28 protein-coding genes and 1 tRNA gene are annotated in these 24,594 nt (G+C 66.8%); 10 read left to right on the top strand and 19 right to left on the bottom strand.

Annotated elements, in window-relative coordinates:
* Nucleotides 1-2: 2 nt before the first annotated feature.
* Complete coding sequence (gene rarD / locus FSZ13_RS14950) at nt 3-914, bottom strand: EamA family transporter RarD (RefSeq protein WP_260844194.1); 912 nt, start codon at nt 912-914, stop codon at nt 3-5.
* Entirely contained in the window at nt 911-1,813 is a 903-nt protein-coding gene (gene yedA / locus FSZ13_RS14945; protein WP_145481049.1) for a drug/metabolite exporter YedA, read from the bottom strand. Before yedA ends, rarD begins: the two co-directional genes overlap by 4 nt.
* A gap of 179 nt (nt 1,814-1,992) precedes the next feature.
* Here yedA and FSZ13_RS14940 point away from each other — a divergent pair, with 179 nt between their 5' ends.
* Nucleotides 1,993-3,327 (top strand): MFS transporter, encoded by a 1,335-nt coding sequence (locus tag FSZ13_RS14940; protein WP_145481047.1) that lies wholly within the window; start codon nt 1,993-1,995, stop codon nt 3,325-3,327.
* Nucleotides 3,328-3,466: 139 nt separating this feature from the next.
* Here FSZ13_RS14940 and FSZ13_RS14935 read toward each other — a convergent pair whose 3' ends face one another.
* From FSZ13_RS14935 to FSZ13_RS14920, 4 genes are all read right to left on the bottom strand, one after another.
* Nucleotides 3,467-5,119, bottom strand: a complete 1,653-nt coding sequence (locus FSZ13_RS14935) for a M28 family metallopeptidase (protein ID WP_145481201.1) — start codon at nt 5,117-5,119, stop codon at nt 3,467-3,469.
* 98 nt (nt 5,120-5,217) lie between these two features.
* Entirely contained in the window at nt 5,218-6,150 is a 933-nt protein-coding gene (locus FSZ13_RS14930; RefSeq protein WP_145481045.1) for an MBL fold metallo-hydrolase, read from the bottom strand.
* Nucleotides 6,151-6,187: 37 nt separating this feature from the next.
* Nucleotides 6,188-6,526, bottom strand: coding sequence for a hypothetical protein (locus tag FSZ13_RS14925; protein WP_145481043.1), 339 nt, complete (start codon nt 6,524-6,526; stop codon nt 6,188-6,190).
* 136 nt (nt 6,527-6,662) lie between these two features.
* The gene (locus FSZ13_RS14920; protein WP_145481041.1) at nt 6,663-7,958 is read right to left on the bottom strand and encodes a tryptophan--tRNA ligase; all 1,296 of its coding nucleotides are present in this window, start codon (nt 7,956-7,958) and stop codon (nt 6,663-6,665) included.
* Between the two features lie 110 nt (nt 7,959-8,068).
* Here FSZ13_RS14920 and FSZ13_RS14915 point away from each other — a divergent pair, with 110 nt between their 5' ends.
* Nucleotides 8,069-8,896: a hypothetical protein gene (locus FSZ13_RS14915; RefSeq protein WP_145481039.1), complete on the top strand. Its 828-nt coding sequence runs from the start codon at nt 8,069-8,071 to the stop codon at nt 8,894-8,896.
* A 96-nt stretch (nt 8,897-8,992) separates the two neighbouring features.
* Here FSZ13_RS14915 and FSZ13_RS14910 read toward each other — a convergent pair whose 3' ends face one another.
* From FSZ13_RS14910 to rocF, 3 genes are all read right to left on the bottom strand, one after another.
* Entirely contained in the window at nt 8,993-9,214 is a 222-nt protein-coding gene (locus FSZ13_RS14910) for a CsbD family protein (RefSeq protein WP_145481037.1), read from the bottom strand.
* A gap of 266 nt (nt 9,215-9,480) precedes the next feature.
* Complete coding sequence (locus FSZ13_RS14905) at nt 9,481-9,618, bottom strand: entericidin A/B family lipoprotein (protein WP_145481035.1); 138 nt, start codon at nt 9,616-9,618, stop codon at nt 9,481-9,483.
* 190 nt (nt 9,619-9,808) lie between these two features.
* Nucleotides 9,809-10,732, bottom strand: a complete 924-nt coding sequence (gene rocF, locus FSZ13_RS14900; protein ID WP_145481033.1) for an arginase — start codon at nt 10,730-10,732, stop codon at nt 9,809-9,811.
* 315 nt (nt 10,733-11,047) lie between these two features.
* Here rocF and FSZ13_RS14895 point away from each other — a divergent pair, with 315 nt between their 5' ends.
* The 4 genes from FSZ13_RS14895 to FSZ13_RS14880 all read left to right on the top strand — a co-directional run bounded on the left by FSZ13_RS14895 (nt 11,048) and on the right by FSZ13_RS14880 (nt 13,509).
* Nucleotides 11,048-11,500: a roadblock/LC7 domain-containing protein gene (locus tag FSZ13_RS14895; RefSeq protein ID WP_145481031.1), complete on the top strand. Its 453-nt coding sequence runs from the start codon at nt 11,048-11,050 to the stop codon at nt 11,498-11,500.
* Nucleotides 11,501-11,576: 76 nt separating this feature from the next.
* Nucleotides 11,577-11,936 carry a hypothetical protein gene (locus FSZ13_RS14890; RefSeq protein WP_070208473.1) on the top strand — a complete coding sequence of 120 codons (360 nt, stop codon included), beginning with the start codon at nt 11,577-11,579 and terminating at the stop codon, nt 11,934-11,936.
* Between the two features lie 74 nt (nt 11,937-12,010).
* Nucleotides 12,011-12,973 (top strand): hypothetical protein, encoded by a 963-nt coding sequence (locus tag FSZ13_RS14885; RefSeq protein WP_145481029.1) that lies wholly within the window; start codon nt 12,011-12,013, stop codon nt 12,971-12,973.
* Nucleotides 12,970-13,509 (top strand): GTP-binding protein, encoded by a 540-nt coding sequence (locus tag FSZ13_RS14880; protein ID WP_145481027.1) that lies wholly within the window; start codon nt 12,970-12,972, stop codon nt 13,507-13,509. The genes FSZ13_RS14885 and FSZ13_RS14880 overlap by 4 nt, the downstream gene beginning before the upstream one ends.
* A 154-nt stretch (nt 13,510-13,663) precedes the next feature.
* Here the strand turns inward: FSZ13_RS14880 and FSZ13_RS14875 are convergent, their stop codons facing one another.
* The 5 genes from FSZ13_RS14875 to birA all read right to left on the bottom strand — a co-directional run bounded on the left by FSZ13_RS14875 (nt 13,664) and on the right by birA (nt 16,773).
* A complete protein-coding gene (locus FSZ13_RS14875; protein ID WP_260844202.1) occupies nt 13,664-14,053 on the bottom strand; it encodes a DUF3800 domain-containing protein in 390 nt (129 codons plus the stop codon).
* Between the two features lie 47 nt (nt 14,054-14,100).
* Nucleotides 14,101-14,176, bottom strand: a tRNA-Thr gene (locus FSZ13_RS14870).
* Between the two features lie 39 nt (nt 14,177-14,215).
* Nucleotides 14,216-15,064: an SPOR domain-containing protein gene (locus tag FSZ13_RS14865; protein ID WP_145481023.1), complete on the bottom strand. Its 849-nt coding sequence runs from the start codon at nt 15,062-15,064 to the stop codon at nt 14,216-14,218.
* Between the two features lie 9 nt (nt 15,065-15,073).
* On the bottom strand, nt 15,074-15,811 hold the full coding sequence (locus FSZ13_RS14860; RefSeq protein WP_145481021.1) for a type III pantothenate kinase: 738 nt from the start codon (nt 15,809-15,811) through the stop codon (nt 15,074-15,076).
* The gene (gene birA / locus FSZ13_RS14855; RefSeq protein WP_429000005.1) at nt 15,808-16,773 is read right to left on the bottom strand and encodes a bifunctional biotin--[acetyl-CoA-carboxylase] ligase/biotin operon repressor BirA; all 966 of its coding nucleotides are present in this window, start codon (nt 16,771-16,773) and stop codon (nt 15,808-15,810) included. The genes FSZ13_RS14860 and birA overlap by 4 nt, the downstream gene beginning before the upstream one ends.
* 134 nt (nt 16,774-16,907) lie before the next feature.
* Here birA and FSZ13_RS14850 point away from each other — a divergent pair, with 134 nt between their 5' ends.
* On the top strand, nt 16,908-17,183 hold the full coding sequence (locus FSZ13_RS14850; protein WP_145481017.1) for a hypothetical protein: 276 nt from the start codon (nt 16,908-16,910) through the stop codon (nt 17,181-17,183).
* Entirely contained in the window at nt 17,150-17,947 is a 798-nt protein-coding gene (locus FSZ13_RS14845) for a zinc-dependent peptidase (RefSeq protein ID WP_145481015.1), read from the top strand. Before FSZ13_RS14850 ends, FSZ13_RS14845 begins: the two co-directional genes overlap by 34 nt.
* A 100-nt stretch (nt 17,948-18,047) precedes the next feature.
* Here FSZ13_RS14845 and FSZ13_RS14840 read toward each other — a convergent pair whose 3' ends face one another.
* The 4 genes from FSZ13_RS14840 to dusA form a co-directional block, all read right to left on the bottom strand.
* Complete coding sequence (locus FSZ13_RS14840) at nt 18,048-19,472, bottom strand: ATP-binding protein (protein ID WP_145481013.1); 1,425 nt, start codon at nt 19,470-19,472, stop codon at nt 18,048-18,050.
* 23 nt (nt 19,473-19,495) lie between these two features.
* Entirely contained in the window at nt 19,496-20,179 is a 684-nt protein-coding gene (locus FSZ13_RS14835) for a response regulator transcription factor (RefSeq protein ID WP_004136763.1), read from the bottom strand.
* 72 nt (nt 20,180-20,251) lie between these two features.
* Nucleotides 20,252-20,620: a hypothetical protein gene (locus FSZ13_RS14830; protein ID WP_145481011.1), complete on the bottom strand. Its 369-nt coding sequence runs from the start codon at nt 20,618-20,620 to the stop codon at nt 20,252-20,254.
* A gap of 214 nt (nt 20,621-20,834) precedes the next feature.
* Nucleotides 20,835-21,848 (bottom strand): tRNA dihydrouridine(20/20a) synthase DusA, encoded by a 1,014-nt coding sequence (dusA, locus tag FSZ13_RS14825; RefSeq protein WP_145481009.1) that lies wholly within the window; start codon nt 21,846-21,848, stop codon nt 20,835-20,837.
* A 456-nt stretch (nt 21,849-22,304) separates the two neighbouring features.
* Between dusA and nadS the strand changes: the two genes are divergently transcribed.
* Entirely contained in the window at nt 22,305-22,601 is a 297-nt protein-coding gene (gene nadS / locus FSZ13_RS14815) for a NadS family protein (RefSeq protein ID WP_145481007.1), read from the top strand.
* Between the two features lie 133 nt (nt 22,602-22,734).
* A complete protein-coding gene (locus tag FSZ13_RS14810) occupies nt 22,735-23,691 on the top strand; it encodes a cation diffusion facilitator family transporter (protein WP_145481005.1) in 957 nt (318 codons plus the stop codon).
* 12 nt (nt 23,692-23,703) lie between these two features.
* Here the strand turns inward: FSZ13_RS14810 and FSZ13_RS14805 are convergent, their stop codons facing one another.
* The gene (locus FSZ13_RS14805; RefSeq protein ID WP_145481003.1) at nt 23,704-24,534 is read right to left on the bottom strand and encodes an AraC family transcriptional regulator; all 831 of its coding nucleotides are present in this window, start codon (nt 24,532-24,534) and stop codon (nt 23,704-23,706) included.
* Nucleotides 24,535-24,594: the final 60 nt, after the last annotated feature.

Genomic DNA, 24,594 nt, shown 5'->3' with positions numbered 1-24,594 from the left:
CTCTACCGGGTTGTTCCCCGCGAGCGCCACAGGCTGTCGCCGATGAACAGCAGCAGGCCGGTCCAGATGGCGGCGAAGCCCAGTGCCTTGGCGCTGTCGAACGGTTCGCGGAAGAAGAACACGCCCAGCAGCAGGCCCAGACTGGGGGCGATGTACTGCAGGATGCCCACCAGCGACAGCGGGATGCGCTTCACGCCATAGGCAAAGCCGATCAATGGCAGGGCGGTTACCGCGCCGCCCAGGATCAGCAGCAGGTCGTTGCGCCAGCCCCAGCCGCCGAAGAAACCGCCGCCGTGGCCGGCCTCGCTCCACAGCGCGAAGCCGATCGCGGGCAGGAACAGGTACAGGCTCTCGATGCCCAGCCCGGCCACCGGGTCCACCGAGATCATCTTGCGCAGCAGGCCGTACAGCCCGAACGAGCAGGCCAGCCCCAGCGCAATCCACGGCGGGGTGCCGGCGTCAATGGTGAGCCAGGCCACGCCCAGCGCCGCGCAGGCCACCGCCAGCCACTGCAGGCCGCGCAGGCGCTCCTTGAGCACCACCACGCCCAGCACCACGCTGACCAGCGGGTTGATGAAGTAGCCCAGGCTGGTTTCGATCACGTGCCCGGCGTTGATCGCCCAGATGTACAGGCCCCAGTTGAAGGCGATGGCCATGCTGCTCAGGGCCAGGGTGGGCAGCGCGCGCGGCTGCGCGGCGATCTGCTTCCACCAGCCGGTGCCATGGCTGAGCAGCAGCCAGGCCACCACCAGCACGGTGCTCCAGATGATGCGGTGGGCGATGATCTGCTGCGACGGGACCGCCTTGAGCAGGTGCCAGTACACCGGCACCAGCCCCCACAGGGTGAAGGTGAACGCGGTGATGGCCAGGCCACGGCGCTGTTCCTGCAACGGGGTGCGTTCGGGCGTGCTCACTTGTCGCGGGTCCGGGCCAGGGTGAGCACCAGCACGCCGGCCAGGATCACGCCCATGGCCAGCAGGTCGCGCGGGCCGAAGTGCTCATGCCCGATCAGCGCACCCAGCAGCACCGCGATCACCGGATTGACGTAGGCGTAGCTGGCGGCCAGCGCCGGGCGCACGTTCTGCAGCAGCCACACGTAGGCGGTGAAGGCCACGATCGAGCCGAACACGCACAGGTAGGCCACCGCCAGCAGGCCATCCATGCTGGGCCAGCTGGTCGGCCGCTCGCCGGTGGCAAGGCCGAGTGCGACCAGCATCACCCCGCCGCACAGCATCTGCCCGGCGGCGGTCATGAACGGGCTGGGCAGGTCCAGGCCGCGCGCCCAGACCGAGCCGAAGGCCCAGCCGATCGGCGCGATCAGCAGCAGTATCAAGCCCTGCGGAGACGCGGTCAGGCTGCTGCCGGCGTTGAGCCAGACCACGCCCAGGAAGCCGATGGCGATGCCCAGCCATTCACCGCGGGTGGCGTGCTGGCCGCGCATGGCGCCGAACAGGGCCATCCACAGCGGCACCGAGGCCACCGCCGTGGCCGCCAGGCCGGAGGACACAGTGCGCTCGGCCAGCACCACCATGCCGTTGCCCAGCACCAGCATGGTCAGGCCCATGATGCCCAGGTTGCGCCACTGGTGGCCGGTGGGCGCGGGCATGCCCCGCCAGCGCAGCACGGCGTACATCAGGCTGCCGGCCACGATGAACCGGGCCCCGGAGACGGTCGTCAACGGCAGCGCACCGCCCTCCAGGGCGAAGCGGATACCTAGGTAGGTGGACCCCCACACCACGTACACCAGCAGCAGGGCCAGGACGACCAGGCCGCTGCGGGGGGCGGCCTGCGGGGTTGCGGGGGTAGCGGCCATGCGGGACCAGCGGGCGGGGGGAGTGGCGATTCTAGGCCTTTGCGGCAGGCCCGGCATGCCCTGTGGTGGCACGCTGTCGTGCCCGGACTAGTTACATGGTGCAATGCCCACCGGTCATGCACGTGGGGTAAGGTAAAAGTCGCAGAACCACCGCTCCACCGTGAGGACCGTTTTCCAGCATGAGCACTTCCCCCACCCTTTCCGCGCCCGCCTCTGACAAGGCCGCGCTCAAACGCTCGATCTCCAATACCCTCAAAGGGTCGGCGGGCAACCTGGTCGAGTGGTACGACGTCTACGTCTACTCGGTATTCGCGGTGTACTTCGAGTCGCAGTTCTTCTCGGCCGCCGACAAGAACTCCACCATCTACGTCTGGGCGATCTTCGCCGCCACCTTCCTGATGCGCCCGATCGGCGCCTGGTACTTCGGTCGTTTCGCCGACCGCTATGGCCGTCGCCTGGCACTGACCGTGTCGGTCTCCATGATGGCCGCCTGTTCGTTCCTGATCGCACTGACCCCCACGGCCAACACCATCGGTGGCTGGGCCGCGCTGATCCTGCTGTTCGCACGCCTGCTGCAGGGCTTCGCCACCGGTGGCGAGTACGGCACCAGTGCCACGTACATGTCCGAAGCGGCCATTCCGGGTCGCCGCGGCTTCCTGTCCTCGTTCCACTACGTCACCCTGGTGGGTGGCCACGTGCTGGCACAGCTGACCCTGTTCACCATGCTGCTGTTCTGGGACAAGCCGGAAATCTCGGCGTGGGGCTGGCGCATCGCGTTCGGTATCGGCGGCCTGGCCGCGATCGTGGTGTTCTGGCTGCGTCGCTCGATGGATGAGTCGCTGGGCGAAGACTCCATCGAAGCCGCGCGCGAAGGCCGCGCCAAGGCGTCGGGCTCGATGTACGAGCTGATCGTGAACCAGTGGCGCCCGCTGCTGCTGTGCTTCCTGATCACCGCCGGTGGCACCGTGGCCTTCTACACCTACTCGGTGAACGGTCCGAAGATGATCCAGAGCGCGTTCGCCGGCACCGACGTGATGACCGGTACGCTGATCAACCTGGGCGTGCTGACCTTCCTGATGGTGCTGCAGCCGATTGGTGGCTGGCTGTCGGACATCGTCGGCCGCAAGAGCCTGCTGGTGTTCTTCGGCGTGGGCGGTGTGCTGTACAGCTGGTATCTGGTCACCGAGCTGCCGAACCAGCACGATCCGCTGATCGCGTTCCTGACCCTGGCGCTGGGCTTTGTGATCCTCACCGGGTATACCTCGATCAACGCGGTGGTGAAGGCCGAACTGTTCCCCACCCATGTGCGGGCGCTGGGCGTGGGCTTCGGCTACGCACTGGCCAACTCGCTGTTCGGTGGTACCGCACCGCTGCTGTACCAGGGCGCGCTGAAGACCGACCGCGTGGGCGACTTCGCCATCTATGTCACGGCGATCATCGCGGTGTCGCTGGTGGTGTATGTGTTCTTCCTGAAGAACCACGGCCCGAACTATCTGGATGGCACGCGGAAATAACCGGGCAGCGGCGAACAGGCCGCGGACCGGGAAAAGAAAACGCCGGGCATTGCCCGGCGTTTTTCGTTTGGGATCGTGGGGATCACGACCAACGGTCGTGATCTACCCGCGGACGTTCTGGTCGTGACCCACGCGGGGATCAGCGGCGGGACGCTTCGCTTTGTTCCCGTGCCTTGCGGAATTCCGAACCCTCTTCCCAATGCGGCCAGCGGCGGCTGTTGGCCAGCTCCGCGCCCAGGTCGTAGACCAGCAGGGTGTCGGCGGCGTGGCCGGCCGGGTCCCAGCTCGGGGTCCAGGCGTCGCAGGCCTGGTGGTAGCAGTCGGCGAAGTACTTCTCGCGCAGCGCCTTGCCGGCTTCAACGCCACCGTCCACCTTGTCCAGGCCCGGGCCGATGGTGATCGCCGGCACGCCCAGGCGGGCGAAGGCGAAGTGGTCGGCGCGGTAGAAGAAGCCCGCTTCCAGGTTCGGGTCCGGGCTGTAGCTGCGGCCGCGGGCCTTGGCCACGCGCTCCAGGTCGCCTTCCAGCGAGACCCGGCCCTTGCCCCACGAGGCGATGTCGCGGGTGGCGCCGTCGGGGCTGAACATTTCGATGTTGATCACCGCAGCGGTCTTGTCCAGCGGCGCCAGCGGGTGTGCGGCGTAGTAACTGGCGCCGAGCAGGCCCTTTTCTTCGGCGGTGAGCGCCACGAAGTACAGGGTGCGCTGCGGCTGTGGGCCGGCGGCGAACACCCGGCCCAGTTCCAGCACAGTGGCCACGCCGGTGGCGTTGTCGATCGCACCACGGCGGATCCGGTCGCCCTTGGCATCGGGCTGGCCGATGCCGAACGCGTCCCAGTGAGCGGAGAAGATCACCGCTTCGTCGGCGTGCGCGCCGCCGGGCAGCTTGGCCACCACGTTGCGGGTGACCACCTGCTCGCGCTTGAGCTTGAACTGCGCCGACAGCGTGGCGTCACCCAGCACCACCGGCTGGAACGCCGGGGTCATGGCCCTGCGCTTCTCGGCGTCGAAATCCAGCCCGGCGTCGCGGAACAGCTGCTCGGCCAGCGCCCGCTGCATCCAGCCGCGCACCGGCACGTGCTGGGCCAGCGCCTGGGCCTGCGGGCGCTCGATGTCGAACAGCGGCGAGGTGCCCGAGCTCTTCACCGTGGCCCAGCCATACGCGGCCGGGGCGGTTTCATGCACGATCAGCACGCCCTGCGCACCGCGCCGCGCGGCTTCCTCGAACTTGTAGGTCCAGCGGCCGTAGTAGGTCACCGCCTTGCCGTCGAAGGCACCCGGACGCTCGGCTTCGAAGTCGGCGTCGTTGATCAGCATCACCGCGATCTTGCCGTGCAGGTCGACGTCCTTGTAATCGTTCCACTGCCGCTCCGGGGCATCGATGCCATAGCCCACGAACACCAGCGGGGCGTTGCGGATGTCCACCGCCGCCTGCGGGCGCAGGCTCTGCAGGGTGACGTCCACGCCGTTTTCCAACGCACGGCTCCTGCCCTTCTGGCGCAGCTGCGCTTTAACCGGACCGTCCACCTGGGCACGCACCATCGGCACCGGCTGCACCCAGCTGCCATCCACGCCACCGGGCTGCAGGCCGGACTTGCGGAATTCCTCGATCAGGTACTGCACGGTGCGTTCTTCGCCGGGCGAAGCCGGCGCGCGGCCTTCAAACTCGTCCGAGGCCAGGATCCGCACGTGCCGCGACAACGCTTCCGGGTCGATGCCGCCGCCCGGCAGGTCATTGGCCGCGTGGGCCAGCCCGCCCACGAACAGACAGGACGACAACAGCAGCATGCGCATCGGATTCACGGCAGACACCAGTTAAAAAAACGGAAGGCCGAAGTGTAACGTGACACTTCAGTTACCGTGCACGCCGCCTGCACACCACGTGGACGCGGTCAGCGCCGGTCGCGGTCCAGCCAGCACGCCAGGCCCTGCGCATTGAGTTCGATGTCCATCGCCAGCACCTGCGCCACCGCAGTGTCGTCGAGGGGGCAGCCATGCGCCTGCGCGCGTTCCTGGTACAGCGCGGTGAGTGCGGCCACCAGGCAGCGGTGGCGGTCGGGGCGTTCGTCGCACTGCCGCCCGATCTCCACCATGGCGTCGATCTGCTCGACCAGGTCGGCGGCCAGCGCCGGTATTCCTTCCACGCGACCGTAGTGGGTCAGGTAAACCGCCTGCGGTTGCAGGGCCAGCAGTCGCGCGATGGACTGCTTGAGTGGCTCGGGGTCGAACTGCACCGGCGACGAGGTGGGAATGATGAAGGCGCCGCGTGCACTGTCGAGTTCGCGGTAGGACAGGCCGAAGGTGTCGCCGGTGAACAGGCTGCGGCTGTGCTCGTCCCACACGCACAGGTGGTGGCGGGCGTGGCCAGGGGTGTCCAGGCACAGCAGGCTGCGGCCTGCCAGGTCGACGCGGTGGCCGTCATCGGCAATGACGATGCGGGCGGGTGGCACCGGCAGGACCGGGCCGTAACTGCGCGCGATTTCTTCGGCGCCATACACCTCGGTGGCACCGGCAAGCAGCCGGGTCGGGTCGACCATGTGCGGGGCGCCGCGCGGGTGCACCACCAGGGTGGCGTTGGGCAGCTGCTGCATCAGCAGGCCGGCACCGCCGGCGTGGTCCAGGTGAACGTGGGTGAGCACCAGCCAGTCGACCTGCTCCGGCGTGCAGCCGGCGCGCTCGAGCGCGGCCAGCATGGCCGGCACGGCCAGGCCGGTGCCGCAATCGATGAACGCTGCGCGGCCATTCTCGACGACCAGGTAGGCGGCGTCGAAATCGTTGCGCTGGAACGCGGTGTCGATGGTGTAGATGCTGGGGTCGGAGGACATCGGCTCATCCCTGGCAACAGGCGGTATACGCCTGATTCTAGGCCGTGTCGCCGGCCGGTTTCGATGCGGCTTTGGTCGCACGCGCGGCCAGCCAGCCCCCGCGCAGCAGTACTGCGGCCACCATCACCGCCAGGAACGCGCCGTAGGCATACAGCACCGCCAGTACCTGTCGCCAGATCGGGCCGGCGTCGCTCTGCACCACGCCGATGTGGTGGCCCCACAACATGGCGAGCATGCTCAGCACGAAGGCGAGCAGCAAGGCGGTGCCGTCGAACAGGCGCCGCGCGGTGTGGCGCGGCTGGCGCGGGAACAGCCAGTACACGGTGCCCAGCAGGATGAACCAGGGCAGGAACAGCAACAACGACAACCAGGCCATCGTGGTTTTCTCCGTTTACGTGTCCACCGACCAACGGTCGGTGGCTACCGTGCCGTTCCGACCGCCTTGGATGTATCGCACACCATGGATCCGCCAGCCCCGGTAGGTACCGACCGTTGGTCGGTACGCCTTAACCTCACGACTGCTCGCGCAGTTCCTGCAATGCCGCCAACACCTCGTCAACTTCCGCTTCGAGCTTGAACAGCTCGCTCTGCAGGCCGTCGCCGTGCTCGGTCTGCTTGAGCACGCCGATCAACTGGCCGGCATCGCGCGGCGAATCGAAGCCTTCGCTCTGGATCAGCAGGGTGCCATCACCGCCCTGCAGCTTGAAGTAGAAGCGGCCATCCTTTTCGCGGTACTGCTTGAACAGCGGCGGCGCAGCGCGGGCCACGCCACCGTCCTCGGCGGCGATGTCGCCGGCGCTGGACAGGTCGCGCAGGCCCACCGCATGGCGCAGCTCCTTCAGCAGCGGCACGGCGTACTGCTCGCGCAGCTGCTGGCCGCGACGGCGCAGCAGTGCCTCGATCTTCTCCGGTTCGGCCATCAACGCGTCGTAGCGCTCGCGCAGCGGGGTGAGCTCGGCGTCGATGCGCTCGAACAGCTGCTGCTTGGCATCGCCCCAGCTGATGCCGTCGGCGAAGGCCTGCGCGAACGCGGCGGTCTGTTCCGGGCTGGCGAAGGCTTGGAACATCTGGAACAGCGCCGAGCCTTCGGTGCTCTTCGGCTCGCCCGGCGCGCGCGAATCGGTGAGGATGGAGAACACCAGCTTCTTCAGCTCCGCCCGCGGGGCGAATAGCGGAATGGTGTTGTGGTAGCTCTTGCTCATCTTGCGGCCGTCCAGCCCGGCCAGGGTGGCGACCTGCTCGTCGATCACCACCTCCGGCAACGGGAAGTACTCCTTGCCGTAGACGTGGTTGAAGCGCTGGGCGAAATCGCGCGCCATCTCGATGTGCTGGATCTGGTCGCGACCCACCGGCACCTGGTTGGCCTTGAAGATCAGGATGTCGGCGGCCATCAGCACCGGGTACATGAACAACCCGGCGCTGATCCCGGCGTCTTCATCGAGCTGCTCTTCGCGGTTCTTGTCCACCGCCGCCTTGTAGGCATGGGCGCGGTTGAGGATGCCCTTGCTGGCGATGGCTGTCAGGAACCACATCAGTTCGGTGGTTTCGGGAATGTCGCTCTGCCGGTAGAACCAGACCTTGTCCGGGTCCAGCCCGCACGCCAGCCAGCTGGCGGCGATCTCCAGGGTCGAGCGCTGGGTCCGCTCCGGCTCCTGCGCCTTGATCAGGCTGTGCAGGTCGGCCAGGAAGAAGAAGCTCTCGATGTCCGACGCAGCGCTGGCAGCGATGGCCGGACGGATGGCGCCGACATAGTTGCCCAGGTGGGGCGTGCCGGAGGGGGTGATGCCGGTAAGAACGCGGGTGGTCATGTGGGAATCATTACGGACAGTTGAACGCCCCCAGTTTACCTGCCCGCGCGCAACCCCGTTGCCCGGCCCGGCGCGTTGAATGCACTACCCAACCGCGAAGGCCCCCTGCCATGAAACGCCTGACCCTGACCCTGCCCCTGCTTGCCGTGCTGGCCCTGTGTGGCTTCAAGCCCGTCGTACCGCCCCGCGCCGATGTCGGCCCGGTCACCCTGGTCCTGGTCGATCGCGACCAGCGCCGGGAACTGCCCGCCTGGCCGCACCGTGGCCAGCGCTGGGTGGCCGGCAACCAGGGCACCCCGTATGCGGTGCGCCTGCGCAACAACAGTCCCGAGCGGGTGCTGGTGGTCCTGTCGGTAGACGGCCTGAACGCGATCAGCGGCGAGGTCGCCTCGCCGGACCAGACCGGCTACGTGCTGGACCCGTGGCAGAGCGCGGACATCACCGGGTGGCGCAAGTCGCGGCACGAGGTGGCGCAGTTCGTGTTCACCAACCCGGGTAACAGCTACGCCGACCGCACCGGGCGCCCGGACAATATCGGCGTGGTCGGCATCGCCGTGTTCAACGAGGCGCGGCGCTGGGTGCCGCCGGCCCCGCGTGCGCCGGCCGTGGCACGCGAAAAGAGCCGCGTGCAGGGCCAAGCCGCGGCCGAGGCCGCCGACAGCGCCATGCCCTCGGCACGGGTCAGCGGCTCGGTCGCCGCCGCGCCCGCCCCGGCCTTGGGCACCGGCCATGGCCCGCGCGAGACGTCGTATTCGGGCAGCACGACATTCGACCGTGCAACGCGCCTGCCAGCACAGCGGCTGGACCTGCGCTACGACAGCGAACGCAACCTGGTGGCGAGGGGTGTCATTCCCGCCCGTCATCGCAGCGGCGAGCGTGGTCCACAGGCGTTCCCGGACGCCTTCGTGCCGGACCCGCCGGCGTACGGCTGGCGGTGATCCCCGCACAGCCACACGAAAAACGGGCCGCGATGCGGCCCGTTCCGGTTTCATACCCTCGTCGCGGCCCAGGGCCGCACTGCCCCGTCGGCCGGGTCAGCGGAAGTCTGGATAATCCTTGCGCAGCGTCTCGTCGAAGTCCTTGACTTCTTTTTCAGCGCGATCGCGCGCCCAACCATAGCGCTCCTGCAGGCGGCCTGCCAGGTACTCGGAGTTGCCTTCGGCCACCTTGAAATCGTCGTCGGTCAGGTCGCCCCACTTTGCCTGCGCCTTGCCCTTGAGCTGCGTCCACTTGCCGGAAATGATGTCTTTGTTCATGGGTCCTTTCCTGGATTGCAACGGCAACGTCGCCGTAGGGACAGAGTGCAACAGCCGGTGTTTGGCGGCGGTCAAGCGCGGATGAAGCGGATGCTCACTTCGTTGAATGGTGGGTGTGCTTTGCGGCAGGCATAAAAAAAACGCCGGGAAATTCCCGGCGTTTTTTATCTACCGACCAACGGTCGGTAGCTACCGATGCGGAGGTAGCTACCGATGCGGGTTGGTGGCTGTCGACCATTGGTCGACAGCCCATCCGCACGGTTGGATCAGTTGCCCTTGGCGGCGTCTTCAACCGACTCGCCGGCCTTCTGCACGTCCTTGCCGGCACCGGCAACGGTATTGCAACCGGCCAGCATGGCAACCGAAACCATCGACAACAGCATCAGTGCAATTACACGCTTCATAGGATTCTCCTGATTAGTTCAACGTCACTACCGAATTCCGGCCCCACCTGCCTCAGGCAGATCGCGTCGGCATCGCTGCCATTTCAGGCACCGCCGCCGCGTGAGATGCAATCTGAAGTCTGGGGCGTGCAATCGATGTGAACGCGCCCCGGAACGGTTCAGCCAGGGCCTGCGAAGCGGCGGCCCGGGCTCAGTCGCGCATCAGGGTGGACTTGCCGAACAGGCTCTCCACCAGGTCCACCGCCAGCACCGCGGTGGCATTGCGGTTGTCCAGCAGCGGGTTGAGCTCGACGATGTCCAGCGAGCCCATGCGCCCGGTGTCGGCGATCATTTCCATCACCAGCTGGGCTTCGCGGTAGTTCACCCCGCCCGGCACCGTGGTGCCCACGCCGGGCGCGATGCTGGGGTCCAGGAAGTCCACATCGAAGCTGACATGCAGGTGGGTGTTGTCGTCGACGCCGTCCAGCGCAGCTTCCACCGCGCGCTTCATCCCGGCTTCGTCGATGTAGCGCATGTCGTACACATCCACCTTGTGCTGCTTGATCAGGCGCTTTTCTTCCTGGTCCACCGAGCGGATGCCGATCTGCCGCACCTGCTGCGGGCAGATCGCCGGTGCGTCGCCGCCGAGCCGGGTCAAGGCGTCCGGCCCCAGGCCGCACAGGCAGGCCACCGGCATGCCGTGCACGTTGCCCGACGGCGTGACATCACTGGTGTTGAAGTCCGAATGCGCGTCCAGCCACAGCACGCGCAGGTCGCGACCCTGTTCCCGGCACCAGCGCGCGACAGCGGTTATCGAACCGATGCCCAGGCAATGGTCGCCGCCCAGCATGATCGGCATGCGCCCGTCCTGCAGCTCTGCATAGGTGGCATCCATCAGCGCCTGGTTCCAGGCCACCACTTCGTCCAGGTGCCGGTAGCCCTGCACGGGCGCGGTCCACGGGTTGCGCGGGCCGTCCAGGTTGCCGCAGTCGCGCACGTCCACGCCGCGTGCTGCCAGCGCCTCGCCCAGGCCAGCGATACGCAGCGCCTCCGGCCCCAGTCCGGCACCGCGCGCACCCGCGCCGATGTCCGTAGGCACGCCGATCAGGGACACCGCAGGTTGACGTTTGCTCATACCAACTGACTCCACACGCACGGAAAATCCGACCAGTCTAGTCACCGCATGGCCAAACCACTCGCGGCGACGCAGCAGCGGACGACCGGTGCCGCGGCCCGCCACGGCGCTTCCTGCCCCTGCGCGTCGTATCCCGATACAGACCCAAAACCGTTGTGCGTCAACGGTTTGACGCAGACGAAAGCCGCCCGTGGTTTAGCTTACGTTGTCTATTTTGGCAAAATTTACGTGCTACATTTCACACTTCTTCGCAGTACTGATTGACTAACCCGCAACGGGTTGGTCCGTGTTTCGTTTTGTCTCAGGGGGCAGTACGTGCAGCGCAGCAGCATCCACCAGATCGTCCGCAACGCCAGTGGCGAGAGCCAGCCGGCCCGGCAGCTGTATGACGTGGCCGCCATCGAGCAGGTGTTCCAGCAGTCGCGCGAACGCGAGCAGGGCCTGCGCCTGCTGATGCTGTCCACCGCTGACGGCCGCGCCGTGGCCGAGGATTCCACGCTGGGCGTGGATGGTCGCCGGCTGGCCGCGATGGCCAATTCCTTCCTGACCCTGGGCGAGACGGTCTCGCGCGAGCTGGCGCTGAGCGACGCGGACTACGCCACCATCTGCACCAAACTGGGCAATGTGGTGCTGATCCGCATCCAGGCCGACAAGCCGCTGACCCTGACCGCCGTTGCCGGCCACGAGGTCAACATGGCGGTGCTGCTTTTCAACGCGCGCGATTGCGCCAGCCGCCTCGACGCCGTGCTGCGCGTCCGCGCGGCCTGAGCCCTACCGATTTCGCTGTGCCCTTATGGCAGGCCCTGGCCTGCCCCTCCCACTGCTTGAAGTAAAAAGGATTTACGTGCCCAATCTCAATCTGGAAAAGCTCAATTCGCTCGCCGGTTTCGTCGGCGCCGCGCTGGTCGACGGTGACAGCGGCATGGCCCTGGCCATGGTCGGCGGCGGCAACATCAACCTGGAACTGGCCGCGGCCGGCAACACCGAAGTGGTGCGCGCCAAGCGTCGCGTGGCCGAGTCGCTGGGCCTGTCGGACACGCTGGAAGACCTGCTGATCACCCTGACCACCCAGTACCACCTGATCCGCCCCCTGGAAAGCAACCCGCTGCTGTTCCTGTACGTGGTGATGGACCGCAGCAAGGCCAACCTGGCCATGTCGCGTCATGAACTGAAGGCCTTCGAAAAGACCCTGGACTTCAGCTGATCGCAGGCGCCCGTGCCGCACCACGTCCGTGAGCGGACGTGGTGCGGCCGCCGCCGCGCTGCTGCGTGACCCGCATGAATACCCCCACACGTTCCTTCCGCGTTGCCGCTGCCGGCCTGGACATGCTGCACCAGACCCGGCTGAAACTGGCCTGCTCGATGCTGCTTGCCGAGCGCATGGAGGTGCTGCTGCAGCCCTGGTCCGGCGACGCCTGCGACCTGCTGGTGATCGGCCTGGACCACGCGGATGCTGCCCGCGCGCTCAGCGAAGCGAACGCGGTCAACGTACCCATCCTGTCCGTCGCGCGCCGCCATGCCGACGCGGCACCGGGACGGCTGCCGCATGGCGCCACCGTGCGCGACATCAACGAACAGCTTTCCAGCCTGCTGCTGGCCACGCCTGGCATGGGTGGCGAGCGCGACGCACAGGGCACGCCGCTGCTGCTGCAGCTGGCGTCGGCGGATTCCGCTGCATCGGCACTGCACCTGCTGCAGCGTGGCGGCATCACCGTGCTGGTCGACAGCGCCACGCGCAGCATCGCGCTGGCCCCCGGCACCACGCTGGCGGACGTGGTGGCACAACTGGACGACGTGGCCTGGTCGGCCAGCCCCATCGATGCGGCCACGTTCCAGCACCAGTACGCGTACCGGCTGCCGCAGCGGCATTCGTTCGAAGCGCTGTATTTCTGCATCGCGCGCCACCGCCCCGCGCTGCTGCCCCCGGTTGCCGAACACGCAACGTTGAAGCTGCGCCATTGGCCCGACCTGGATGCCGACGACGTGCCCGGCACGTGGCTGCTGGCCATCGCCTGCCTGCACGCCCGCCCGTGGCAGCCTGCGGCATTGGCCGCGGCTTGCCAGATTCCGCGCCACACGGTGCAATCGCTCTTCTGCGCTGCTGTCGCCAGTGGCCTCGCATTGAACCAGGACGCCGCCGTGCCCCGTACACAACGCCGTAAAGACGCCAGCGACTCACGCTTCTTCTCGTGGGTGGCACGACGCTTCGGCCTGAACCTGTTCCAGGGAGCCCAATCATGAGCCTGCCTGCCAACAAGCTGGTGTTCGTCGGCAGCATGGGCGCCGGCAAGACCACCGCCGTCCGCGCGATCTCCGACGTGGAGCCGGTAAGCACTGAAATGCCGATGAGCAGCGATGCCATGGGCGACAAGGTCGAGACCACCGTCGCGCTGGATTACAGCTCGATCGAACTGGATGACGGCGAACTGCTGCACGTCTACGGCGTACCCGGACAACGCTACCTCGACTTCATGTGGCCGATGGTCTGCGAAGGCGCGCTGGGCGTGATCGTGCTGGTCAGCGCAGGGCACCCTGACCCGGTGGCCTCGACGCTGGAGCTGCTGCAGGAGTTCTCGCGCATCGCCCCGGAGGCCAGCCTGGCGGTGGGCGTGACCCGTACCGATGAACATCCGGCACTGTTGATCCCGGAGTTCCGCAATGCACTTTTCGACGCTGGCCACCGCCTGCCGGTAATGCGCGTGGACGCACGCTCGGCCACGCAGGTGACGTTCCTGGTGAAGTCGCTGCTGTCGTATCGGTATGCGGAAGCGAACTGAATGCGTGGCTTGAACTATCAAAACCGCCGAAATCATTGGAAAAATTGAAGATACGGATGCCCGGCATCCGTGGTACCTTCAGTTCAGATCTAACCGGCAGCTCGTCTGCCCAGTAGGATCTACCCGGGCACCGAAAGGTGCCCTTTTTTTTGTTTTACAGCCTGACGATGCCTTCCGGGTCAGAGGCGCTGGCTGCCCTGTACAGCATCGGTGCGAGGCGTTCGAAGTAGTGGTTGCCGCCCTTCCTGCGCATGTACCCATTCGGGGCAAGGCGTTGGTAGAGCAGGAAGGCGCACAAGTCTGCGGACTGGATAAGCAGCGAGTGCTTCGAATCCCGGTAGACGGGATCCTCAAGGACGCGGCGAAGTTCCAATGACCGGTATCCGCCAAGCTGATTCGGAACTGGATTGTGCCGACGCATCCTTCGCAGCAGTTGCGTCAGCTTCTTCTGCGGATCCCGATCGGCAAATATCAATCCACATTCGTCCTGCGCTGCGGGGCCGCGAAAGTTGCGGAACGCGATTGTGTTCTCGAATCGCTGTATCAGTGAGTGCCGTCCGCGGGATGCGTCTATCGCGATTCCGCGGAAGCTGGTGCCGACACCCGGATTCGAACTGGGGACCTACCGCTTACAAGGCGGTTGCTCTACCAACTGAGCTATGCCGGCAAAGGCACGGCGACGGCATTGCCGGCGCGGACGGCGATTCTAGCGCAAGCCCGCGCATTCCAGCGAGCGCTGCTGCGCCGCGCCGCTGCGCTGGCGGGCTGCTGAGGGGGTGGCCTGCCCGGCCAGGGCCGCGTCCACCCACCACTGGGCCGTGCCTGCGGCGCCGCCGACCAGGCGGGCGCTGAAGCCGGCGGCCGCCAGCGCGGCCATCCGCCGCTCGGCGCCTTCACGGTTGCGGTACTGCCCCAAGGCAATGGCGTTGGTGTCTTCGCCCTGGGCCATGATGTAGTAATCGCTGATGCCGGCGGCGGCGATCCGCTTGACCGTGGCCTGGGCCTCTTCGCGGCTGGCGGCGGCCGGCAGCATCACCCGGTAGGTGCTGCTGGCACCGGGCTTTGCGACCTCCCGCAGGCGCGAGCGCTGGAGCAGGGTGCCGGCGTTGCCCTGGGCAGCCATGGCGGTGTCGCGATCGGCAAAGGGGCCAAGGCTGATGCATTGGAGGGGCGCGGGGGGTGCGGGCGCCGGTGGGGTTTCCGTGGGCCGGCCAACGGCCGGCGCTACCGACGCGGTGGACGGTGCGGGCACGTTTGATGGTGCGGGTGCGGTCGACGGTGCTGGTGGTGGTGCGGCGGGTGCCGGGGTGGTTGGGGCCGCTGGTTTTGGCGGTGCCGGGGTGGCGTCTGCCAGGGCCGTGCTGGCGGCGGCGGGCTGCGCGGCCGAGGGGGCCGGCGCTGCTGCCGCGTTCGGGGTGTCGAGCAGCTGCAGTCTGGCCACGCCAGTGGGAGGTTCTGCCGGTGGCGTCGGTACGGGTTCGCCGCGCAGCATCCACCACAGCGCGACACCGACGTTGAGGATGGCCAGTACGACGATCAGGGCACGGGTAAGCATGCGGCGATCCTACCTTGCCGCCGGTGGCTGATGCACCGCCCAGCGCGCCAGACCATCCAGCACAAGCGCTGGTTGCAACTGCGCATCGCCCAGCAACGGCATCAGTGCCGGGGCGCCGCCGCCATGCACCAGCAGCGCCGGCAGGCTGCCCAACACGTCGGCGGCCTGCACGCGGCTGCGCTCGATCAACGCCACGGCTGCGCCATCGCAACCGGAGGCAAGCGCGTCGGCGGTGTCGTTGGCGAACTCGCTGTACTCGCCGCCCGACGCCGGCAGCTGCACCGCACGTGCATGCAGCGCTTCGCGCATGGTGGTGGGCGAGGCCGCAATGCGGCCGCCATGATGCTGGCCCCCGGCATCCAGCAGGTCGATGGTGAGCGCGGTGCCCACGCCCGCCACCAGCACCGCCTCGCCGCGATCCGCGGCGGCGATGAGGGCGAGGTAGCGGTCCACGCCGAACTTCGACGGGTCCGCATAGGCGATACGCACGCCCGCGCAGCTGGCTTCGGTGTGCGCGACCCGCACGTGGGTGAAGCGAGCGCGCAGCACGTCCAGCATGCTGGCGGTGAGGGAGGCCGCTGCGACGCTGGCAACGTAGGCCGTATCGCCGCTGGGCAGCAGGGCCAGGGCATCGGCCGGCATCGCTTCGGCGCCATGCGGCCACGCCTGTACATCGCCGGCGCGGTTGCCGTTCAGCGGCGCGAACTTGAAGCGCGAATTCCCCAGATCGAACAACCAGTCGCTCATTGCGCCCTCACGCTGACTTCCCCGGCATGGAACACCCGTTCGCTGCCCTCGATGCGCACCCGCAGTGCGCCGTCTTCGGCCAGCCCCAACGCGGTCCCTTCATGCAGTACCCCATTGTCATCCACCCGCACGCTGCGCCCGGACAGGCTGTCCAGTGCGGCATAACGCGGCAGGAACGGGGCCAGGCCGTCGCGCTCGAAGTCGTCCAGGGCCGGCAGCAATGCCGCCAGCAGCCATGCGACCACTTTATTGCGGCCCACGTCTTCGCCCAGCAAGGTGGCCAGGTCGGTCCACGGCTGGGTGATCTCGGCCGCGAACGCGGGCGGCATGCGCACGTTGATGCCCAGCCCGATCACCGCGCGCGCCGGGCCGGCGAACTCACCGCCGCCCTCCACCAGCAGCCCACCCAGTTTTTGGCCGTCGACCACGATGTCGTTGGGCCATTTCAGGCCGACCTGGGCGACGCCGTGCGCGTGCAGCGCCTCAGCCACCGCCACGCCGGCCACCAGGCTCAGCCCGCCCAGGCGCGACAGCCCACCGGCGAAACCGCGCAGCACCGACAGATACACATGCGCGGCCAGCGGCGAGGCCCACGCCCGTCCACGGCGACCGCGGCCGCCGGTCTGGCGCTCGGCCAGCAGCACCCGGGCACCGCGCTCGGGCGCGCTGCAGCGCAGCAATTCAGAGTTGGTCGAGCCTACGCTCCAGGCCACGTCCAGAGTGTTTAGGCTCTCCGCCAGCGGGGCCGGCAGCATCCCCAGGATGGACGCAGGGTCCAGCAGTTCCAGCCGCTGCTGCAGCTGGTAGCCGTCACCGGCGCGGCCGTCGATCTCTACGCCGGCCGCCCTAAGTCCTTGAATCCGCTTCCAAATGGCGGCGCGGGTCTGGCCGAGCTCACGCGCCAGCGCGTCGCCGGACAGGCGCCCGGCGCCCAGTTTGGCCAGCAGTTGGCGGTCGTCCACGGCAGCTTCCATCGGTTGATGGACAAAATTATGCGGGAAAGCGACCGGGCGCGCTTTGGGGAGGGGTTCCAATTGAGGCCGTGAATCGGGCTAGAATCGAAGATTGACCCCTTTCGCCCTTCCGGATGTTGACGATGCGCCCGTTCGCCCATTGCCTGATCCTGTTGATGGCCCCCCTTGCCGCGCACGCTTCCGATGCGCTGGCCAGCGCGGGCCGGGGTGGCTGCGTGTATTCGGCGGCCGAGAGCGAACGTACGACGCAGACCACCGCGCCGGCGGCCCCTGCCCCGACCACGGTCAAGCCCAGTGCCACGGCACCCGGCAGCACCGGCGGTGGTGGCGACGATGACGTGCTGCCGCGCCTGCGCGCGCCGAAATGGCACAGCTTCCTGCCAGGCATGTTCCGCTGATCCAGTCGTTGTTGCGCTGGCTGCGGTCGGCACCGCGCCCGATTCCCGATACCGCCTGGCAACGCACCTGCCAGCGCAGCGCGTGGCTGCGTGGCGTCCCGCCTGCTCGCCAGCAACGCCTGCGCGAGCTGGCGGCGGCGTTCCTGCACGGCAAGACCATCACGCCGATCGGCGGTCTGCAGCTGGGCGACGATGACGCGGTGCTGATTGCCGCGCTGTGCTGCCTGCCGTTGCTGGAACTGGGCGAGGTGGGACTTCGCGGCTGGTCGCAGGTGCTGGTGTACCCCGAAGGCTTCATCGTGCCGCAGAGCGAGATGGACGAAGACGGCGTGCTGCACGAGTGGGAAGAAGAAGCGATCGGCCAGGTCTCGCACAATGGTCCGTTGCTGCTGTCCTGGCATGACGTGCAGGCCGAGCTGAAGCATCCGCACGAAGGCGCGTGTGTGGTGGTGCATGAGATGGCGCATCGCATCGATGTGCTCGACGGCGTGCTCGATGGCACGCCACCGTTGCCGCGTGACTGGCAGAAGCAGTGGGCGGCGGATTTCCAGCAGGCGTATGACGCGCTGTGCGCGCAGGTGGATGACGGCCAGGAAACGGTGATTGATCCGTATGCCAGCGAAGGGCCGGATGAGTTCTTTGCGGTGGCGACCGAATATCACTTCTCGGCGCCGGATGTGCTTGAAGCGGAGATGCCGATGGTTGCACGGCATCTGCGGCGGTTTTATGGGGCGCCGCCTTCGGTTGGCGTTCGTACCGACTGACAGTCGGTACCTACCTGGAAGGCGTACCGACCAACGGTCGGTACCTACCGGGAAACGGCCATGCGGGTAGGTACCGACCGTTGGTCGGTACGCTCTGAACTTACGGCCCGGGCGGCAACTTTACTTCAAACCGCGCGCCACCCAGTTCCGGCGAGCGCTTCACCTGCAATTCGCCGCGGTAATCCTTGATCAGGTCCTGCACGATCGACAGGCCGATGCCGTGACCCTGCACGCGCTCATCGCCACGCACGCCACGCTGCAGCACTTTGGCGATGTCTTCCGGTGCGATGCCCGGGCCGTCGTCGTCCACCGACAGCAGCAGGCCGGCGCGGCGCACGCCCGGCGCGCTCAGTGGCTTGGCAGTGAGCAGCACGCGGCGGTTGGCCCACTTGAACGCGTTTTCCAGCAGGTTACCCAGCAGTTCCTGCAGGTCGCCCGGCTCGCCGTGGAAGCGCGCCGCTTCGTCGATGTCGAACTCGCACAGCACACCCTTGGACGCGTACACCTTCTCCAGCCCACGCACGATTTCCTCGGCGTTGGACTCGATCGGCAACGGGGCCGAGAACAGCTTGTGGCCGGACGAGGCCGCGCGCGCCAGCTGGTACCCGACCAGGTTGTTCATGCGCCGCAGCTGCACGTCGAATTCCTCGCGCAGGTCCTGGTCGTGCGCACCACTGTCCAGCTGCGTGCGCAGTACCGCCAACGGCGTTTTCAGGCTGTGCGCCAGGTCGGCCAGGGTATTGCGCTGGCGCTCGAGGTTTTCGCGTTCGCTTTCGATCAGCGCGTTGATGCTGTCGGTCAGCGGTTCCAGCTCGCGCGGGTGGCGTTCGCTCATGCGCTCGGTTTCACCGCGCTGCACCTTGGTCAGCTCGGTGATCACGCGCCGCATCGGACGCAGGCTCCACTGCAGGATCACCGTCTGCAACAGCAGCAGGATCAGGCCCGCACCACCCATCCAGAACCAGACCCGGCCACGGAACACCCGCAGCTGCGCGCCCAGCGCACGCGAGTCTTCCATCACGTAGATGGTGTACGGGAACTCGGTGGCCGGATCGGCGTCGGCGTCCCACACCAGGCCCAGCCCATAGCGGTACACCGAGCCTTCGCTGCCGTCAATCTGGATCATCGGCAACGGGCCTTCGAATACTTCCTGTCGCGGCGCCAGCAGCCCGCCGCCCACGGTGGGCAGCATCGGGCCTTCGGCCGACATGGAATTGCCTTTGCCGTCCGGCATCACGACCTGCAGGTACAGGCCGCTGCCGGGAACGTCGAAACGGGGATCCGGCGGCTGCTCGCGAATGTACAACGAGCGGTCGCGGGTGAAGTCGATGCCGGCCGCATACGCAGTAGCGTAGTTCTTCAGGCGCTCGCGCAGGTTGGCCCGCGCGGTGTCGGCAAACGCGGCATCGAGCGCGTAGCCCGCGATCGCCAGGAAGGCGATCAGGCTCACACTGGCAGCCAGCAGCTGGCGTGCCTGCAGGGAGCGCGGCCGCCAGCGTTTAAAGAACCACAGACGGCCTGACATCATCCCATCGCCGGACTAACGGCTCAGCCCTCGTTGCGCGGAATCGCGAACCGATAGCCGCGACCACGCACGGTTTCGATCGGCTTGAGTTCGCCGTCCGGGTCCAGCTTCTTGCGCAGGCGGCCGATGAACACTTCCAGCACGTTCGAGTCGCGGTCGAAATCCTGCTGGTAGATGTGCTCGGTGAGGTCGGCCTTGGAGACCAGTTCGCCGGCGTGCATCATCAGGTATTCGAGCACCTTGTACTCGTAGCTGGTGAGGTCCACGTTGCTACCTGCCACGCTGACCGTCTGCGCGGCAAGATCCAGCGCGACCGGGCCGCATTCGAGGGTCGGCTTGCTCCAGCCCGCCGCACGGCGCAGCAGCGCATTGACGCGGGCCAGCAGCTCTTCGACATGGAACGGCTTGACCAGATAATCGTCGGCGCCCTGCTTGAGCCCTTCGACCTTGTCCTGCCAGCTCGAGCGGGCGGTAAGGATCAGCACCGGGAATTTCTTGCCCTCGTCGCGCAGTGCCTTGATCAGTTCCATGCCCGACATCTTGGGCAGGCCGAGATCGATGATGCCCACGTCGAACGGCACTTCGCGGCCCATGTACAGACCTTCCTCACCGTCCTGTGCGGCATCGACGGCAAAGCCTTCGCGCTTGAGCCGGGCTGCAAGGGTTTCCCGCAGCGGGGCTTCGTCTTCGACCAGAAGGATACGCATGAACTCTCCCTAGTGTCCTGGGTGTGGCCTGGGGCCAGTGGCTAACAGATGACTGCGGACAACTATCCCCGTTCAGGGGTTATCGCCGCGTAGTGATGACATATCCGAACGCGGCGTGCGGGGCTGTGAACGCGGCTGGGCAGGGTCGTCCATGTAGCGGACCCGGCCCCGGTCATCCATGTACTTCACCCGGTTGATGTCCCGACCGTCGAAAGGCACCCGTTCCGCACCCAGGATGTGGCCACCGGTGCTGCGCTGGACCCGTCGCACCGCGTCGGACAGGGAGCGTTCCTGCGGCGCACCACGGGAGGCCCGCACCATCTCGGCCCGGGCCGGATCCGGCTGCGGAGCCTGCGCGCCGGCGCTGCCGATGGCAGCAACTGCGCAGGTCGCCAGCACGGCGGCAACGGTGATTCGGCGGTGGCGGGTCACGGAGAACATCGGGTCTGATCCTAACGGAGCGCGTCAAAACGTTCAAAAGTTGTGAATCGGCAACCGCCAGCGATGGGCCGGCGCTTTACGAATCTTTCGCAAATTCTTGGTTTTACGCGGTGAATCCGGTCTGAACTTTTCTGACCGCCGCCTCGCTTTGTTCATCTAGGTGAACATTGACGGCTACTTCCCGAGCGATGTCAAGCGCGGTCTCCGGCGCGGTTCATGCAGCGACGCGTTCGGCCTGGTCGCGGGTGATGGTGAGGGCCTGTTCGATCAGGTCCCAATCGGCGCCGGGGCGGTGCGCGCCCTCGCTGAGCACCTGGCGGAACGCGCGGCCGCCGGGCTGGCCGTGGAACAGGCCCAGCAGGTGACGGGTGATGTGCTTCAGGGCCAGGCCGCGTTGCAGCTGGTCCTCGATGTAGGGGCGCATGGCGCGCAGCAGGGCCTCGCGCGGCTGCAGCGCGGCGCCGGTCTGCGCGGCTTCCAGCTGATGCAGCACATAGGGGTCGTGGTAGGCGGCGCGGCCCAGCATGACGCCATCCAGCGCCGTCATCTGGGCTTGGGCGGCCTCCACCGTGGCCAGGCCACCATTGAGCACGATCTTCAGCGGGGGGCGGTCGGCTTTGAGCCGGTGCGCCCAGTCGTAGCGCAGCGGCGGCACTTCGCGGTTTTCCTTCGGCGACAACCCCTTCAGCCAGGCATTGCGGGCGTGCACGATGAACATCGCACTTCCGGCGTTGGCTGACTGATCGACGAAGTTGACGAAGGTTTCGTAGTCGTTGTCTTCATCCACGCCAAGGCGGCACTTGACCGTGACCGGGATGTCCACCGCTTCGACCATGGCCGCCACGCACTCGGCAACGAGGGTGGGTTCGCGCATCAGGCAGGCGCCAAAGCGCCCGGCCTGGACCCGGTCCGAGGGGCAGCCGCAGTTGAGGTTGACCTCGTCGTAGCCCCATTCCTGGGCGATGCGCGCCGCCTGCGCGAGCAGGGCCGGGTCGCTGCCGCCGAGCTGAAGCGCGAGCGGGTGCTCACTGCCATCGAAGCCCAGCAGCCGCTCACGGTCGCCGTGAATCACCGCGTTGGCGTGCACCATTTCCGTGTAGAGCCGTGCGCCCGGGGCGAGGATCCGATGGAACACGCGGCAATGGCGGTCCGTCCAGTCCATCATCGGGGCGACGGAAAGGCGCAGGGAAGCGGCATAGCGGTCTGCGGAGGTGGCAGGCTGGGTCATGAGGGATCTGGGCAGGCGGGGGTCGCTGGGTTTGCCAGCGCGATCAATAGTTTACACCGATCGACTGAACGCAATGCCCGTTCCCAAACCTCGACGTAGGTCAATGACGCATGTGCGTCAATGGCGTACTTTTTGAGGTATGATCTTCATCGAAACCACCGCCTTCAGCCGGGCCATCATGGACCTGCTGCAAGACGACGATTACGCCAGGTTCCAGCTCGAGTTGGCTGCATCCCCAACAGCAGGCAAGGTCATTGAAGGGACCGGAGGCCTGCGCAAGGTTCGCGTCGCGGTCCCAGGGCGCGGGAAACGAGGTGGCGCACCGTCATTTACTACTACCTCGCTCCTTCTTCCCGGATCATCTTGCTTCTGGTGTATCCAAAGAATGATCAGGACACCCTGACTCACGCGCAGAAGGCAGCGCTGCGATCAATCATTGAGAACTGGAGGTGAGCCATGGACAACACACTGTTTGCCGAACTCATGGGAAGTGTGGCTGAGGCCGACGACATCCTGAAAGGGAAACGTGCACCCGCGCGTGAGCTGCGTGTCAGTGCTGTCCAGGTGCGGGAAATTCGCAAGGCTACCGGCCTCTCCCAACAAAAGTTCGCGCGCGTCATTCACGTGGACGTAGGCACGCTGCGAAATTGGGAACAAGGGCGGCGGGATCCCACCGGTCCTGCCCGTGCGCTGTTGCACGTCATCATGAAAAACCCGAAAGAGACACTCCGCGTGCTGGCCGAAGCAGGTTGACGACGAACCTTAAGAGCCGCAGCGCGCAAGGAGCTAATCCGTTCCAACGAAGGCCCTATTGTTGGCCACCGCCTGACACTGTTCCGCCTCCCCGACGGCCCTCAAGGAGCGAACAAGGAATTCCCGAATTGCCATGAGCGCCCTTCCCACCACCACCTTCGACAGCACCACCGAACAAGGAGTGCTGCGCCTGTCGATCGCCGCCTCTTTCGGTGTCGCGGCCATTGCCGTCGCCTTCGGGCTTTATGCCAATTCGTCGTTGATCATCTTCGACGGCATCTATGGCCTGATTGATGTGGTGATGACCTGGCTGTCGCTGCTGGTGGTGCGGTTGATCAGCATGTCCACCAACGTGGATTCACTGCAGTCGCGATTGAACCAACGGTTCACCATGGGCTTCTGGCATCTGGAGCCGATCGTGCTGGGGGTTAGCGGTACGTTGATGATCGGCGCGGCGATCTATGCAGGTGTGAATGCGGTGGACGCCCTGTTGTCCGGTGGTCGCGAGATCGCGCTGGGGCCGGCCATCGTGTTCGCGTTGATCTCCATCATCGTCGAAGGTGGCCTGGCGCTGTTCGTGCGCCGTGCCAATCGCACGATCGGCTCAGAGTTCATCGCGCTGGATGCGAAGAACTGGGTCGTGGCCGCGAGCATGTCGGCTGCCTATCTGGTCGCCTTCGGTGGCGGCTGGTTGCTGCGCGGCACCGAGTGGGCGTGGCTTGTGCCCTACATCGACCCGGCCATCCTGCTGCTGGTCTGCCTGTTCGTGGTGGTCGCGCCGCTGGGCACGGTCCGCCAGGCGCTGTCGGACATCCTGTTGATCACGCCCGTCGAGCTGCAGGCGCATGTGGACGAGGTCGCACGCGGCATCGTCGCCAAGTACGGCTTCATCGAGCATCGCAGCTACGTGGCCAAGGTGGGGCGTGGCGATCAGATCGAATTGTTCTTCGTGGTACCGGCGAATGACCCGCCGCGACAGCTGGTCGAATGGGACCAGCTGCGTGATGAGATCGGCGAGGCGTTGGGGGAAGAATCGACCGACCGGTGGTTGACGATCATGTTTACCACTGACCGCGAGTGGACGATCTGATCGGTTGGTAAGTCATGCAACCTGCAGCCCCTGCTTCCACTGCCGCGGCGACTGCCCGGTCTGCGACTTGAACGCGCGCGACAGGGCTGCTTCACTGCCATAGCCCACATCAATCGCGATCCGCTTGAGCGGTTGTCCTTTACGCAGCGCCTGCTGCACCAGGCGCGTGCGCCAGCCCTGCAGGTAGTGGCCGGGGGTGCTGCCGATGGTGTCGCGGAAGCTGTCGGCGAAGGCGCTGCGCGACATGCCGGCACGCTGGGCGAGCGATTCCAGGGTCCATTCCTGCGCGGGCTCTTCGTGCATCGCTACCAGGGCGTGACGCAGGCGCGGGTGCGCCATGCCGGCCAGCAGGCCGACCCGTAACTGGCCGCTTTCCATCAGCGCGCGCAGGATCTGGATCATCACCACTTCGAACAGCCGGTCCAGCAGCGCCTGGCGACCGCAACGCTGGGCGAAGGCTTCTTCGAACAGCACCGAGAGGATGGGCTGGCCACCGTACAGTTCGGCGAGCGGCAGGCAGATCACCGGCGGCAGTGCGGCGGAAACCGGGTTGTTGCCGCCGCCCTCGAACTGGAGGTGGGCGCAGGCGAAGTCGGCGCCGGTCTCCGGGTCGGTGACGAAGCGGTGGGCGAGCGGGCGTGGGTATACCAGCACGCTGGGCTCGGTGATCTCGATGACGCTGCCGTCGGCGTGCTCGACGCGGACCTGGCCGTCCCGGATCAGGTGCAGCTGGCCACGCTCGCCGTCGGCTGCGAGGTCGTTGATGCCGCACAACGCGCCGGCGTGGAAGACTTCGGCATTGACCGCGAAGCGGCCGAGCAGGGATTGCAGGCGGTCGACCATTTCGGACTCCAGATCAAGTTTGCTGGATGATATGTTGCCACACGTCCGAACCGGTGGCGC

The sequence above is a fragment of the Stenotrophomonas rhizophila genome, assembly GCF_007667275.1.
In the GTDB taxonomy this organism is placed as follows: Bacteria; Pseudomonadota; Gammaproteobacteria; order Xanthomonadales; family Xanthomonadaceae; genus Stenotrophomonas; species Stenotrophomonas maltophilia_AE.
Note: the sequence above shows the minus strand (reverse complement) of the source record. Positions and strands in the feature narration are given on the sequence as shown.